At 62.0% G+C, this 13,899-nt stretch carries 16 protein-coding genes; 5 read left to right on the top strand and 11 right to left on the bottom strand.

Annotated elements, in window-relative coordinates; translation table 11 throughout:
- The first annotated feature begins 6 nt into the window (after window positions 1–6).
- Window positions 7–966 (top strand): GlxA family transcriptional regulator, encoded by a 960-nt coding sequence (locus PPGU16_RS22190; protein WP_180724977.1) that lies wholly within the window; start codon window positions 7–9, stop codon window positions 964–966.
- A 46-nt stretch (window positions 967–1,012) separates the two neighbouring features.
- Here PPGU16_RS22190 and PPGU16_RS22185 read toward each other — a convergent pair whose 3' ends face one another.
- The gene (locus PPGU16_RS22185; RefSeq protein WP_180724975.1) at window positions 1,013–1,864 is read right to left on the bottom strand and encodes a LysR substrate-binding domain-containing protein; all 852 of its coding nucleotides are present in this window, start codon (window positions 1,862–1,864) and stop codon (window positions 1,013–1,015) included.
- A gap of 109 nt (window positions 1,865–1,973) precedes the next feature.
- Here PPGU16_RS22185 and PPGU16_RS22180 point away from each other — a divergent pair, with 109 nt between their 5' ends.
- Complete coding sequence (locus tag PPGU16_RS22180; protein WP_180724973.1) at window positions 1,974–2,624, top strand: FMN-dependent NADH-azoreductase; 651 nt, start codon at window positions 1,974–1,976, stop codon at window positions 2,622–2,624.
- A 78-nt stretch (window positions 2,625–2,702) separates the two neighbouring features.
- On the opposite strand, the gene PPGU16_RS22175 is transcribed toward PPGU16_RS22180, so the two are convergent.
- The 4 genes from PPGU16_RS22175 to PPGU16_RS22160 all read right to left on the bottom strand — a co-directional run bounded on the left by PPGU16_RS22175 (window position 2,703) and on the right by PPGU16_RS22160 (window position 5,467).
- Window positions 2,703–3,227, bottom strand: a complete 525-nt coding sequence (locus PPGU16_RS22175; protein ID WP_224028656.1) for a YceI family protein — start codon at window positions 3,225–3,227, stop codon at window positions 2,703–2,705.
- A gap of 137 nt (window positions 3,228–3,364) precedes the next feature.
- Window positions 3,365–4,123 carry an alpha/beta fold hydrolase gene (locus tag PPGU16_RS22170; RefSeq protein WP_243460654.1) on the bottom strand — a complete coding sequence of 253 codons (759 nt, stop codon included), beginning with the start codon at window positions 4,121–4,123 and terminating at the stop codon, window positions 3,365–3,367.
- A gap of 361 nt (window positions 4,124–4,484) precedes the next feature.
- Window positions 4,485–5,225 (bottom strand): hypothetical protein, encoded by a 741-nt coding sequence (locus PPGU16_RS22165; RefSeq protein ID WP_238268589.1) that lies wholly within the window; start codon window positions 5,223–5,225, stop codon window positions 4,485–4,487.
- Window positions 5,226–5,233: 8 nt separating this feature from the next.
- The gene (locus PPGU16_RS22160; RefSeq protein ID WP_180722664.1) at window positions 5,234–5,467 is read right to left on the bottom strand and encodes a hypothetical protein; all 234 of its coding nucleotides are present in this window, start codon (window positions 5,465–5,467) and stop codon (window positions 5,234–5,236) included.
- A 245-nt stretch (window positions 5,468–5,712) separates the two neighbouring features.
- On the opposite strand from PPGU16_RS22160, the gene PPGU16_RS22155 reads away from it, so the two are divergent.
- Window positions 5,713–6,657, top strand: a complete 945-nt coding sequence (locus tag PPGU16_RS22155) for a metallophosphoesterase family protein (protein WP_180724965.1) — start codon at window positions 5,713–5,715, stop codon at window positions 6,655–6,657.
- Between the two features lie 39 nt (window positions 6,658–6,696).
- A complete protein-coding gene (locus tag PPGU16_RS22150; RefSeq protein ID WP_180724963.1) occupies window positions 6,697–7,044 on the top strand; it encodes a cupredoxin domain-containing protein in 348 nt (115 codons plus the stop codon).
- A 74-nt stretch (window positions 7,045–7,118) separates the two neighbouring features.
- On the opposite strand, the gene PPGU16_RS22145 is transcribed toward PPGU16_RS22150, so the two are convergent.
- Entirely contained in the window at window positions 7,119–7,757 is a 639-nt protein-coding gene (locus tag PPGU16_RS22145) for an FMN-binding negative transcriptional regulator (RefSeq protein WP_180724961.1), read from the bottom strand.
- 116 nt (window positions 7,758–7,873) lie between these two features.
- Here PPGU16_RS22145 and pdxR point away from each other — a divergent pair, with 116 nt between their 5' ends.
- Window positions 7,874–9,412, top strand: a complete 1,539-nt coding sequence (gene pdxR / locus PPGU16_RS22140) for a MocR-like pyridoxine biosynthesis transcription factor PdxR (protein ID WP_180724960.1) — start codon at window positions 7,874–7,876, stop codon at window positions 9,410–9,412.
- Between the two features lie 65 nt (window positions 9,413–9,477).
- Here pdxR and PPGU16_RS22135 read toward each other — a convergent pair whose 3' ends face one another.
- The 5 genes from PPGU16_RS22135 to PPGU16_RS22115 all read right to left on the bottom strand — a co-directional run bounded on the left by PPGU16_RS22135 (window position 9,478) and on the right by PPGU16_RS22115 (window position 13,885).
- Complete coding sequence (locus tag PPGU16_RS22135; RefSeq protein ID WP_180724958.1) at window positions 9,478–9,783, bottom strand: DUF4148 domain-containing protein; 306 nt, start codon at window positions 9,781–9,783, stop codon at window positions 9,478–9,480.
- A gap of 131 nt (window positions 9,784–9,914) precedes the next feature.
- Window positions 9,915–11,006, bottom strand: coding sequence for an alcohol dehydrogenase catalytic domain-containing protein (locus tag PPGU16_RS22130; protein WP_180724956.1), 1,092 nt, complete (start codon window positions 11,004–11,006; stop codon window positions 9,915–9,917).
- A gap of 55 nt (window positions 11,007–11,061) precedes the next feature.
- Window positions 11,062–12,096 carry an NAD(P)-dependent alcohol dehydrogenase gene (locus tag PPGU16_RS22125; protein ID WP_180724954.1) on the bottom strand — a complete coding sequence of 345 codons (1,035 nt, stop codon included), beginning with the start codon at window positions 12,094–12,096 and terminating at the stop codon, window positions 11,062–11,064.
- Window positions 12,097–12,148: 52 nt separating this feature from the next.
- Entirely contained in the window at window positions 12,149–12,895 is a 747-nt protein-coding gene (locus tag PPGU16_RS22120) for an SDR family oxidoreductase (protein ID WP_180724952.1), read from the bottom strand.
- A 9-nt stretch (window positions 12,896–12,904) separates the two neighbouring features.
- Window positions 12,905–13,885, bottom strand: a complete 981-nt coding sequence (locus tag PPGU16_RS22115) for a sugar-binding transcriptional regulator (RefSeq protein WP_180724950.1) — start codon at window positions 13,883–13,885, stop codon at window positions 12,905–12,907.
- Window positions 13,886–13,899: the final 14 nt, after the last annotated feature.

Genomic DNA, 13,899 nt, shown 5'->3' with positions numbered 1-13,899 from the left:
GCTGCCATGCGAATTTTTGTCCTTGCGCTCGAAGGGGTGTTCGATACGGGGCTCACTACCGTGCTCGACAGCTTGACGATGGCCAACAGCCTCGCGCGCACGACGGGGGTGGCTACGGCGGGCTTCGACATCACCGTGGTGGGAATGCGCCCGCAGGTCCGTACCGAGTTGGGGTTGCAAGTTCCCGTGCGCGAAGTGCCCGACACCCCTGCGCCCGATTGGGTCGTCTTGCCCGCGCTCAACCGCACGACGCCCGACGCGCTCGTGCCTGCACTCGGGCGGGACGATGTGGTCGATGCGCTGGGGGCTTTGCGGTCGTGGAGAAGCAATGGCGCGCGCGTTGCAGCCGCATGCACGGGTACGTTCGTGCTGGCTGAAAGCGGCTTGCTCGACGGCTACGATGCCACGACGACCTGGTGGCTTTCACCGCTATTCCGGCAGCGCTACCCGAACGTGCACCTCGACGCGCACCGGATTGTCGTTCCCAGCGGCGGTGCGATAACGGCAGGGGCAGCCCTGAGCCACCTCGACCTCGCGCTATGGTTGATCCGCAACCACAGCCCTGAATTGGCGGCGCTCGTTGCAAGGTACCTCGTCTTCGACTCGCGACTATCGCAGTCTGCCTATGCGATCTCCGATCAGCTCTCACACTCGGATGTGCTCGTCGAGCGGTTCGACCGCTGGGTGCGCCAACACCTCGGTACGGCCATTTCACTCGACGTCGTGGTCGATGAACTGGCGACCAGCAAGCGGACGTTGACGCGGCGTCTGAACGCGGTTCTCGGTAAAACGCCCGTCGAGTACATTCAGGATCTGCGGATCGAGCGCGCCGTCCATCTGCTACAGACGAGCGAACTCACCGTCGAGCGCATTGCCGAGCAGGTCGGGTATGCGGACGGCCATACTTTGCGAACGTTGCTGCGGCGGCGGATAGGGAAGGGTGTACGTGAGTTGCGCGCGTCGTGAGTCGCGGTGGCGACGCTTCGGCTGCACGCGTTGCGTTCGCCCGGCGTCATCCCTTGTGCGCGAATGCAAGCACGATCGCGTTGCCTAGTTCGTCCGCGATGCTGGCCGATGCCCCCGGCATCGAGAACATCGTGAACTCGACATCGGGCAGTGCCGGCAGGCCGGCATCCGGCGCGATCGCGCGCAAGCCGTGCACGAGTTGGGTATGCACGACCGGCGTCACCGCAAAGCCGGCTTGCGCAGCCGCGCACAGGCCGGCGCCGCTCGAGCACACCAGTGCGATCCGGTAATCGAGGCCGGCGCGGGCGAGGGCGGAAAGGGCGGCCTCACGATACGGACAGGGTTCCGGGAACAGCGCGAGTGGCACCGGCGCGCCGGACGTCAACGAAGCCCACTCCGCGCCAGCCCACACGAGCGGCTCTCGCCATAACACGCGTCCGGGGCGTGAATCGTGGCAGCGTCCGCCGATCACCACATCGAATTCGCCCCGGTCCATCGCCTGCAGCAGTTCGCCAGGAATGCCGACCCTCACGCTGAAGGCAATGCGCGGATAGCGCACCGCGAACGCCTGCATGACATTCATCAGCCTGACGTTGGCGAGGTCTTCGGACAGGCCAACCCGGATCGCACCTTCGCTGGGCCCGCGAAGCAGTTGCGCATGGGCATCATGGTTGAGCGCGAGAATGGCGCGCGCGTAGCCCAGCAGAAGCTCACCGTCCGGCGTGAGCGTCACCGAGCGCGTGGTACGCACGAGCAGGTCCCGGCCGGTCTGTTTTTCCAGACGTCGCAGATGCGCGCTAACCGCGGACTGCGTCAGATTGAGGCGCGCCGCGGCGTGCGTGAACCCGCCTTCCTGGACGACGGCCACGAAGGAGCGCAGCAGAACGGTATCGAACATGGTCCTTCCAATACAGTGCGAATTGAACTGAATAAGGCTGTGATACTTCGTTTATATTTTAGATTGAAATATGTTGTGATGGCGGCAGTCACTCACCTGGAGTATTGCCATGCCGACCTTGCTGCATATCGAATCGTCACCACGCAAGACGCGATCTGCGTCTCTCGACGTTGCGCACGCCTATCTGGACGCTTATCGCGGCGCTCATCCGGATCATCCGATCGACGTGCTCGATCTGTGGTCGATTGACTTGCCGGAATTCGACGGCGATGCACTCGATGCGAAATACGCGGACCTGAGCGGCACGCCGCTCAGCGACGCCCAGCAGCAGGTGTGGGCGGACATCCGGCACCTCGCGCAGCGGCTGCACGACGCGGATACGTTGTTGCTCTCCGTGCCACTGTGGAATTTCTCTATTCCGTACAAGCTGAAGCATTTCATCGATGTCGTGTCGCAGCGAGACATCCTGTTTTCGTTCGATGAGCGCGGGCTCCAGGGCCTGCTGAAAAACAAGAAAGCGGTCGTGATCTATGCCAGAGGACTCGACTATTCGATCGACTCGAGCACACCGGCCCATTCGTTCGATTTCCAGCGGCCCTATATCGAAGCGTGGCTGAGATCCGTTGGCATCACTGACGTCGAATCGGTTGTCGTCGAGAAAACGCTGCTTGGGCCCGAAGTCGATCACGCGGCGAGACAGGCTGCACGCGAGCGGGCTGTGGCCTTGGTGGAAGCGGCTTCTGTTTCTGCTGGTAGATGAAGTGTCCGAAGCTTGCCAGACACGCATCAACCAATTTGGCGATGCTCATCTGGCAAGTTGCAAACAGCCGTCTGCGGCTCAGTCGGCCTTCACGCCTTCAACCTGAATCTGCAAGCGAGTGAGCGTCCTGAAACCGTAATGGGTGCCCCACGTCACGCCGTAATCGGCGCGGTCGAATTGCGCGCTGGCTTCCGCACCGCACACTTCGCGCTTGATCAGCGGGTTGATGAAACACTTGAACGAATCGATCTTCAACGTCAGTGGTTTGGTGACCCCGTGAAACGTGAAGTCGCCCGATGCTTCGACTGGCGTGTCGCCGTCGAAGCGCAGCACGCTACTTTTGAATGTCGCGGTCGGATACTTGCTGACATCGAAAAATTCATCCGATTTCACGCGCGTATCGAGTGGCGCATTACCGGTGTCAATCGACGCGGTGTCAATCGACACGTCGATCACGCCGGTCTTTGCGGAGCGATCGAGCGTCACGACGCCGCTGCTTTTTGTGAACTTGCCCCGCCACACCGAAATACCGCCAAAGTGATCAGCTTCGAAGCTTGGATAGGTGTGCCTCGGGTCAAGGTTATAAGTGGTCGTGGCCGCCATCGCTGATCCAGCGATCAATGCGAGAACACACGATGCAATCAGGTGCTTGCTCAAATCAGACTCCCAAAATGTCGATGATGGGCTGTGGCGCGACTGGACCCAGCCGCGCGGCGCCGCACTACGTGACGCTGGCTAACTCATGAACGGCGACGCAGGAAGTCGACGACGAGTCTTGTCGTCGCGGCAGGCTGTTCTTCCGTGATCCAGTGGCCGCAATCAGGGATGGTCACGTTTTCGACGTCGTCGGCGGCACATCCGATCACCGCGCCGATCATCGGGCCGAACGTAGCTTCGCCACCCAGGGCCAGGACCGGCATCTGAAGCTTGCCTTGCGCGAGAAACCGTCTGTTGTCGGCCGCATCCTGGCTGAACGCCAGGAACTGTGCAAAGCTCGCTCGCATTGCGCCGGGTTGCGTATAGAGCGCTGCGTAATGCTGGCGCTTCGCTTCATCGAACCGCTTCGGGTTCCGGGAAAGTTCGTTCCAGAAACGGTCGAGATAGATGCGCTCGCGGCCGGCGACGAGGCGCTCCATATCCTGACCACCGAAGCCGAAGTGCCACATGGCCGGGTCTTGCGTGATCTGATCCCAGGGGCCGACGCCGGGCAGCGGTGCATCGATCGCGACCCATCGGTTCACGCGCTCGGGGTGGGTGGCGGCAACTGCGAAGCCGACCATGATGCCGATGTCGTGCGTCACCAGCTCGGCCGTGTGCACGCCCAGGGCGTCGAGCACGCCCACTACGTCCGCCGCCTGGTTCTTCTTGTCGTAGCCGCCGTCGGGTTTCGACGAGAGCCCCAGGCCACGCAGGTCGGGCACGATGATCATGTGGTCCTCGATGAGTGCGCTCGCAAGATGCCCCCACATGTCGCCCGTTGTGCCGAAGCCGTGCAGCATGACGACGGCTGGACCCTGACCGCCGACCCGCACATGGATGGATGCACCGTTGGTTTCGATCGTTCGCGTCTGCATCGCAGCCGGGAAAGGATAAATCCCATCTACGTGGGCATGCTCGTTCATCTGTGGACTCCGGGTTTGCTGTTGGTTTGGGATTGGCGGTTAGCCTTTGTTCTGCAGGCCCGCGTGAGCGCTCATGCGGTGAGCGACACTGTACAAACCTGGCGCACCGGAAAATACGGTCTCCATCGACAATTTTGGTATCGATTCGGCCATGCGAGATGTCGTCGTCGCGGCGTCCCTGCTTCCGAACGCGGCGCGAGTTGCCGGACTTCGTGTCGTGCCGTCACGTATCAGGAAATCAGCGATTCCTCTGCTGTCTTTGCCGTTCGAGTCCGTTGCGCATCTGACCGGCAACGAATGCGCAGATCGTCACCACGAGGTAGATGGCGACGAGATCGTGACGCCAGGCATCCAGCGCGAGTTGATGGGCAACCAGCTTCGGATCGGCGGCCGGGAGAATGAAGTTCTTTGTCTCGACGGTTCGCATCATGCGGAAAAAACCCGCCGCAGACAGCAGCGGCAAGAGGATCGCGAACGTAAGCAATGCGGGTTTCAGGCGTTGCGCCGAAGGATGATGGCGCAAGCGGAACCACAACCCGAGGCATCCATGTACCCAGCCGGGGGCAAGCAGCGCAAGTTGCAGTCCCTGCGTGCCGCTCGAGAGCAGCGTGATGACGACGCGCTCATAGTTTGGCTCGAAGCCGTAGAGCGTGGAGGCAAGCCGGGTCGTCACCGCGTGGCGAATCAGCAGCAGCGGCAGGCTGAGCCCTGCCCAGAGGCGGATCCATTCTGCTGGCTGTAGCGTCCATTGGCGGCGCGTGTAAATCGTGTGCAACGCGAGCGAAAAGTGCAGTGTTGCCGCGCCGTACAGCACGAGGGTGCCAGGGATGCTGCGCCAGAGCCACAGCGCCGCCTGCAGACCGCGCCCGGCAAGGTCCAGTGACCAGATAGCGAGCGCGTGATTGATCAGATGGAGGAAGAGATAGGTCAGCAACACGATGCCCGACCCGAGCTGAAGACGGCGCAGAACGGATTGCACCCGAAACCTCAATTCGCCGATGTGCGGGACATGCCATCGACGCGACTCGTTTCTGACTGCAACGAGCGTTGCGCGGCACAGGGCGCGCAGTCATCCGGGTGCGCTGCGTATTGACATACCGATTCGGCGAATCGCGATAGCGCCGAAATCGAGCCGCATATGCTGTGATATTCCTCGCGGCCGATTCTGCCATCGAGGATGACTGTCAATCCCGATTCACGGGCCAGGTCGATGATGTCCATTTCAATTCCCCATTTCGTGTGTCCTGTCTGCTAGACCGAACGCACGCGCTGGATATTCCGCACTCGCATGCGACGTCGACGCAGCGCCGCGAAGGATGAGCGAACGACATGGCGCCATCAATGGGAATTCACGTGTTGGGAATAGAACGGAGGACACAGCAGTCTAGTGCTTGAACCCAGCCGGAGGAGGTCCACTGGGTGATTCGGCGGTCTATACCTTCTGAACCCCCAATCGAGAGCACATCATGTCATCTGATACGCCTTCCAATCCGTCGCGCCGTGGCGCATTGAAATGCCTTGCCTACGGCGGCGCTGGCACTCTGTTCATGCTGACCGGCGGCATTCTCACGCCCGTCGAGCTGGCGCTCGCCGCCGGTACGACTGGCAAGCCCGTATCCTCGGGCGTGCCGCTGTTCCTTCAGATCAGTGATTCGCATATCGGCTTCAACAAGGAAGCCAATCCGGATGTTGCCGGCACGCTCACGGAGACCATCAACTTCGTCAACGCGATGCCCGTCAAGCCGGCACTGACGATACACACGGGCGATATCACTCATCTCTCGAAAGCGTCGGAATTCGATCTCGCAGCTCAATTGATGTCAGGGCTGAATATCACGGAACTTCACACGGTACCCGGAGAACATGATGTGACCGACGGCCCCGGAACCGAATACTTCAAGCGCTTCGGCAAGGCTTCGGACAACAAGGGGTACTACAGCTTCGACCACAACGGCGTGCACTTCATCGGGCTCGTCAATGTGATGCACTTCAAGCCGAATGGTTTGGGAAGTCTCGGCGACGACCAGCTTGAATGGCTGGAAAACGATCTGAAGGGGCGCTCTTCCAGCACGCCGATCGTTGTCTTCGCACACATGCCGATGTGGACGATATACGAGCCGTGGGGATGGGGCACGGGCGACGCTGGCCGGGCGATGGACTATCTGAGGCGGTTCGGTTCGGTCACGGTACTGAATGGACATATCCATCAGATCGTGTCGAAGGTGGAGGGGAACATTACTTTCCACACCGCGCGTTCCACTGCCTATCCGCAACCGACGGCTGGCAATGGCCCTGGGCCCATGCCGCTCAAGGTGCCGGACGATCAGCTCGCCAGCATGCTTGGCGTGACCAGCATCAAGATCTCGCGCCATCCGCTCAAGGCGACGCTTTCCGACGCGACGCTCGTCTGATTGCAATCACCCTCCACTGATCAAGCAAGGAACAGGATCATGCTATCTGCCATCTTTCGTCGCTCGCTGGTTGTCTCCGTTGGAATCGGGATGATCGTCGCGGCATTGACTTCAGGAATGACTGCCGCGCAGGCGCAGGACGCCAACGCGGTGCTTATCAAGAACTTCATGTTTTCACCGATGTCCACCACGATCAAAGCGGGTACGACGGTGACCTGGAAAAATCTCGACGGCGAACCGCATACCGTAGTGAGCGACTCCGGCCTGTTTCGTTCCGCCGCGCTGGACCAGAACGACACCTATCAATTCAAGTTCGACAAGCCGGGTGTCTACAACGTGTTTTGCGGCATCCATCCGAACATGAAGGAAGTCATCACTGTGCAGTAAGGCTTGGCTTTCGATGGCGTCACGCGTTGCCAGAACGAACACTGGCGCGCGTACGCCGCGACGCCGATCGCTCTCTATGGCTGCTTCGTCGGAACACCCGCGAGCATTGCATCGGCAAGCTGGGATTCGCCACTCGACCTGAGAGCTTCGGCGGCGCCCTGGATATCCCGGGCCTCCTTGTTCTGACTGAGCTTGCTCTTGCCCACGAGGCGCGTGACCTCGATCTGAATACCGACGATCGCTTTCACCATCGTATCCACGTAGTCCTTCGGAGCGTCGCCCATCTTCCAGGGTTTCGGTTCCGATGCCTCATGGGTGCGCGTGAGTCGTCCCACTACGCCTCGCACGTAGCGCTCATCATCGAGAATCGTAATGCGGCCGTGCGCATGCACGACCATGTAATTCCACGTCGGCACCTGTTTGTGCAGTTCGTGCTTGCTCGGATACCAGTTTGGAGAAATATAGGCGTCGCCCGCATGGAAGACGACCAGCACCTCGTCGCCGTTCGCGACCTCCTGCCACACCGGGTTGGCCCGCGCCACATGCGCGCGCAGCACACCCAGTTCACCGTCCTCTGCTGCAAGTTCAAACGGGATGTGATTCGCGTCTAGTCCGCTGCTCCCGTGGGTGATCAACGTACCAAACGGGTGTTCGACAATGCGTGCATGTAAAACGTCCTTTCGGGTTTCGGCAAAGTGGGCTGGTACGTACATACGCTGTCTCTGGCTGCTAGGGGCGATGGGTTGGAGTCACTGCAATCCGTCCAGTTTGCTGTAAAAGTGGTTTATCCTAAAGGACCAGTTTATTTAATTTATAGTGAACCAGAATTATGGCGAGAACTGCGCGAGCCGCGGACATGCCCTCCCTCGGAGCGCTTGATCGCACGGCGGGCAATCTGAGCCGTCAAATTGCCGAGGCGCTGCGGGAGGCGGTGCGCAAGGGCCACATCCGGGCCGGAGACGCATTGCCGTCATCGCGTTCACTCGCTGCTTCGCTTCACGTTGCAAGAGGAACGGTGATCGAGGCCTACGAGCAATTGCTTGCCGAGGGCTTTCTGGAATCGAAAGCGGGAGCAGGAACCCATGTCGCGCAAGCGCTGACGGAGTCGCGGTCGGTCAGCGCGCCCGAGGCGATACCGGAGCCGGCAACGAAGTCCGGGCTGCCCGAGCGCGCCCAGGCGCTCGCCCGGATTGCACGCGAGTTCCGTCCGCTCGAGCCGATACCCTTCGCGATATCTGTCCCGGTCGGTTTGACCGCACCCGGCGATATCTGGCGTCGCCTGGGTAACCGCGTGCGCGCAAGAGGCCCGGGCGCGCCCACGGGATACGCCGATCCATCGGGCGCGTTACCCTTGCGCGAAGCGATCGCCGCCTATGTGCGAAGGTCTCGCTCCGTGCGATGTGAGTCGGACCAGGTCATCGTGACCAGCGGCACCCAACAGGGGCTTTTTCTCGCGAGTCAGGTCCTGCTTGGTCCGGGCGATCAGGTATGGGTGGAGAACCCCGCTTACCGCGGCGTCACCGCGATACTGGAAAACATAGGCTATCGCGAGAGCGTGATCCGCGTGCCTGTCGACGCCGAGGGTCTCGATGTCGAGGCTGGCATAAACATGGCCCCGCATGCACGCGCGGCATTCGTGACGCCGTCCCATCAGTATCCTTTGGGGATGCCCTTGAGCATGGCGCGGCGCACGGCCCTGCTCGCGTGGGCGCGCGGCAACAATGCCTGGGTCGTCGAGGACGATTACGATAGCGAGCTACGCTACGAGGGCTATCCGTTTCCAGCCCTTCAAGGATTGGCGCCTGACCGCGTGGTCTATCTGGGTACGTTCAGCAAGATTCTGTTTCCGTCCCTCAGACTGGGCTATCTGATCGTCCCGCGCAATCTCGTCGATGCGTTCTGCGGTGCGCGCGTGCTGATGGATCGCCACCCGCCCACTGCCGATCAGCACGTGCTCGCTGCCTTCATGGCGGAAGGACATCTGGAGCGCCACATACGCAAGGTTCGAAATGTCTACGCCGAACATCGGCGTCAACTGATCGATACGATCGAAGCGTTGCTCCCCGCTGATCTCGCGTGGATCGAGCCTGGCGATCAGGGGATGCACCTCGTACTCTGGCTCGCAGAAGGGCTGGACGACCGGGAGGTTGTCGAGCGCGCCGCCAGGGAGGGCGTCGCGGTACGTGCGGTGTCGCCGATGTTCGCACCGCAGACGGGACGTCCCGGCCTTGTCCTTGGCTTTGGCGGGTTCAGCAGCGAGCAGATGAGAGCCGCTGCTCGACGCCTGGCGGCGGTCATCGCGAGTACGCCGCGGCAAAGAAAAGCAGGCAAACGAAAGCCTCGTCACGCGGTGTCAGGTACCCGGTAGTCGCCCTGAATGCAAACCGCAGCTTCGATGCTCTGCGTCAGTTGGCGCGGTTCCCGCACCGGTCATCACTTCATTTGAGCCTGTTGGCATTCATCGTGATACCAGCGATCGACCTGGGCCTGTGCAGCCTGCAGATCTTCCGGATAGTACGGATCGAACCACCGTGACGGGTCGTAACCCGCCTGCCTGAGCGCGGCCAGTTCGCTGAGGTTGCGCTCGCGATTGAGGGGCGCATTGTTTCGAAGCTCGGTCAGGTCGCGGCACTGGTTGGCGCTCAGATGCGTTGCGCCTCCCGGCATGCCGCCTGCGGCACAGCCAGCGAGCAAAAGCGCCAACGCTGGCAGTGACGCACGGATCTGCAAATTCTTCATGTGATCTTCCAATGGGCGAATCGACGTAGCCCGCGTTACCCGGTCCTTTTCGGGTCAACGCTATCACACACCTATGCTTTTGGCCGCCGCGGGTTCCAGGAAGGCGCAACACATTGCGCTCACCCGGAATGTCAGGTCTTCGGCTTCATCAGAACCTTGATCGAATCGAGCGAATTCGCGACCTTGATCGCCTCGTCCCATTGCTCCAGCGAAAACCCATGCGTGACGATTCCTTTCGATGTGACGAGCCCACGCGCGAGCAGATCAATGGCAATCGGGTAGCAATACGGGCCGAGATGCGCGCCGCGCACGTCGAGTTCCTTGCGGTCGCCGATGATCGACCAGTCCGTCGTCGTGTCGCTGCCGAATACGGAGAATTCGACGAAGCGCCCGAGTTTGCGGATCAGATCCAGCCCTTGCGTGACGCCCGACGGCGAGCCCGTCGTTTCGATATACACATCGCAGCCATACTGATCGGTCAATGACCGGATAACACCGAGTGCATCGTCTGACTTCGGATTGATCGTCACGTCCGCGCCGTATTCGCGCGCGAGCGCGAGACGCTCGTCGACCAGATCGATCACCACCAGTTTCTTCGGGGTTTTCAGATGCGCGACCTGCACCATCATCAGGCCCAGCGGTCCCGCGCCCGCGATCACGACGACATCGTCGAGCTGGATGTCGCCGCGATTGACGGTGTGTATCGCGCAGGCGAGCGGTTCGATGATGGCCGCATCTTCCAGCGATACGCCAAGCGGGATCTTGTGCACGATGGCCGTCGGCGGAAAGCGCATGTACTGGGCCATGCCGCCGTCGGCGACTTCCCGCTGGAAGCCGAAGATGTTGTGCACCTCGCACATCCAGTACTGGCCCGATCTGCAATAGCGGCACTTCTCGCAGGGCACGATCTGTTCGGCGATCACGCGGTCGCCCAACTGCACATTGAAATGCTCCGCCGCGCCTTCACCGAGTTCCTCGACATAGCCGAAGAACTCGTGGCCCGGAATGACGGGCGCCTTGACCCACGGGTTCGGGCCGCCCCAGAACATCTTGGCGCCCGACCAGCATTTGCAGTCGCTCGCGCAAATGCCACACGCGGCAATGCGTATCACCAGTTCGTTACGCCCGGCGCGCGGGCGCGCCACCTGTTCGACGCGATAGTCCTTCGGCGCACGGCAAACGATCGCCGTCATGGTCGACGCTGCATCTTCGGTCGCGTTCATGCTGCACCTCACGCTGGTTTCGTTGGCAAACGCGCAAGCCGCATCGTTTGCACCATCACTCCATCACGATCTGCACCTTCACGTCGTTCGGATTGCCGCTTGCCGCTTCTTCGAATGCCTTGATGCCGTCTGCGAAAGCAAACGAGCGTGAAATGAACGGCTTGACGTCGATGCGTCCCGACGCGATCAGTTGAATCGCGCGCGGAAAGATATTCGCGTACCGGAACACGGACTCGACGCGCGCTTCCTTGATCTGCAACGCGACGATATCGATCGGCACGGGATGCTGCGGCATGCCGACCAGCACCAGGCAGCCGCCGGGGCACAGCAGATCGACGATGCCATCGAACGCCTTCTCGCTGCCGCTCGCTTCGAACACGATGTTCGCGCCCCAGTCGTCCGTCGCGCGCCGTACGACTTCCTTCACGGACGCTTCGCGGATATTGACGGCCGTCACACCCGGCGTGCCGCCTATCAACGCGAGCTTCTCCGGCACCATGTCGCAGACGATCACGCGGCTGCATCCGCCCGCCAGCGCCGCGAGCACGCACATCATGCCGATCGTGCCGGCGCCCAGCACGACAGCGACGTCGCCCGGCTTGATGGCCGCTTTCTTCGCGGCCTGCAGACCGATCGACAGCGGCTCGACAATCGCGCCTTCGGCAAAGCTCACGTTGTCGGGCAACTTGAAAGTGAACGCAGCGGGATGCACGACGAACGGTGCGAGACAGCCGTGCACGGGCGGCGTCGCCCAGAAGCGCACTTTCGGGTCGAGGTTGTAGAGCCCTTCACGCGATGCGCGCGAATCCATGTCGGGCACGCCGGGTTCCATGCAGACCCGATCACCCGGTTTCAGATGGGTCACTTCGTCGCCGACCTGCACGACAGTGCCCGCCGCCTCGTGCCCGAGCACCATCGGCTCGTTGACGACGAACGGACCGATGCGGCCGTGCTGATAGTAGTGGATGTCGCTGCCGCAAATGCCGACCGTATGGATGCGGATGCGCACGTCGCGCGGCCCGACTGTCTGCGGCAGGCTGAACGGGCGCAGGCTGATGCGTTGTGCGCCTTCGAGTACCAATGCTTCCATCGTCGTTCCTTTCGCAAGAGAGAGATTGATCTGCGCAACCTGCCCGGCGTGCTCAGCCCGCCTGAAAACCGCCGTCCACGGCGAGGCTCACGCCGTTCACCATGGCCGACTCGTCACTGAGCAGATAAGCGATCGTGCGCGCCACTTCGAGCGGCTGCACGAAGCGCTCGAGCGGAATGCGCGCGAGCATCGGCGCGGACTTCTGTGGGTCGCTCCATGCTTTCTCGGCCATCGGCGTCATCGTGACGACCGGGTTGACCGTGTTCACGCGAATGCCGCGCGGACCCAGTTCGACGGCCATCACGCGCGTGAGGCCGTCGAGCGCGGCTTTCGACGCGCAATAGGCCGCGTGCAGCGGCAAGCCGACAGTCGCCGACAGGCTCGACACATTGACGATCGAGCCGGCCACGCCGCGCCCGATCATGCTGCGCGCGCATTGCTGCGCGACGATCATCGCGGCGCGCACGTTGACGGCCATGATGGTGTCGAAGGCATCGACGGTCGTGTCGAGAAACGGTTGCAGTTCGACGACGCCCGCGCAGTTGACTAGCAGATCGACGGGTTGCGCCGCGTCCGCCGCGCTGCGTGCCGCACTTGCATCGGCGAGATCGGCGCATAGCGTCGTGCAGCCGATCTCGTCTTCGAGCGTTCGCAGGTCGTCGGCCGAGCGGCTCAGCGCAATCACGCGTGCGCCCCGCTGTGCCAGCAGTTGCGCCGTCGCGCGGCCAATGCCTTTGCCCGCGCCGGTGATGAGCACCGTCTTGCCGTCGAATTGCCGAGAGTCGTCGTGCGTGGACATGGCGGCTTCCTAAGGTTCGTCGCACAGACGGCGCGCCGTGTCTTCGTCCGTCACGAGCACCGACGCATAGCGGCCTCGCAAGGCGGCGCGCGTCACATGAAACTTCTTCGTGCCACCCGATACCAGCACCACGTCTTCGATCTTGCGCAGGTCGTCTAGCGAGATCGCGACCGTGCGGCGGTTGAGTGGATGATCGATGGGATCGCCGTTCGCATCCATGAAATGGCCAAGCATGTCGCCGATCGCGCCTGCCTTGCGCAAGGTTCGCAGATCGTCGGGCTTCGAGATGCCGTACGTGACGACGAGCGATTCCGTCAGGTCGCCGCAGGTCAGCAGCGCGAGATCGGCATTGCGCGCGAGCTCATAGGTGCTGCGCACGGTTTCTTCCTGGAGGATCAGATCGCGCGCCTTCTGACTGCCGACGTAAATGGGCGCCGCGAAGAGATAGCCGTCGGCGTGGCAGAGATTCGCGAAGTCCGAGACGATGTCGAACGTGTTGATGCTCGGGCAATGCGACAGACCGCCTTGCAGCGACACGGCGTTGAGGGCGCCGTACGCGCGCTGCGGCATGGCGCGCAGCACCGCGCGTATCGTGCGGCCCCAGCCGATGCCGACCGTCGCGGCTTCCGTGATGCGTTTGACGAGGCAACCCGCCGCGCCGATCCCGAGCGCGGCCATGTTCGCCTCGGGGTTGATGCCCGTCGGCACGACCACGGCGGATTCGAGTTCGAAGCGTTCGACCAGCTCTTGCTCCAGCGCAACGCACGGCGCGATCCGGCTATTGATCGTAATCTGCACGAGGCCCGATTCGCGCCCCGCGGCGAGCAGCCGGTTCACGCGCACGCGGTTACTGCCGATGCGATGCGCGATTTCCTGCTGCGTCATGTTGCCGATGTAGTAATGCCAGGCGACGCGCGCCTGCAATTCTTCTTCGGCGTCGACGGCAACATCGGCGTCCGGCATCGTGACGGGTGGGGCGGTCTTGGTCATGTATCGTTTTGTGT

The sequence above is a fragment of the Paraburkholderia largidicola genome, assembly GCF_013426895.1.
Lineage (GTDB): Bacteria > Pseudomonadota > Gammaproteobacteria > Burkholderiales > Burkholderiaceae > Paraburkholderia > Paraburkholderia largidicola.
This window is presented reverse-complemented; position numbering and strand designations above follow the sequence as displayed.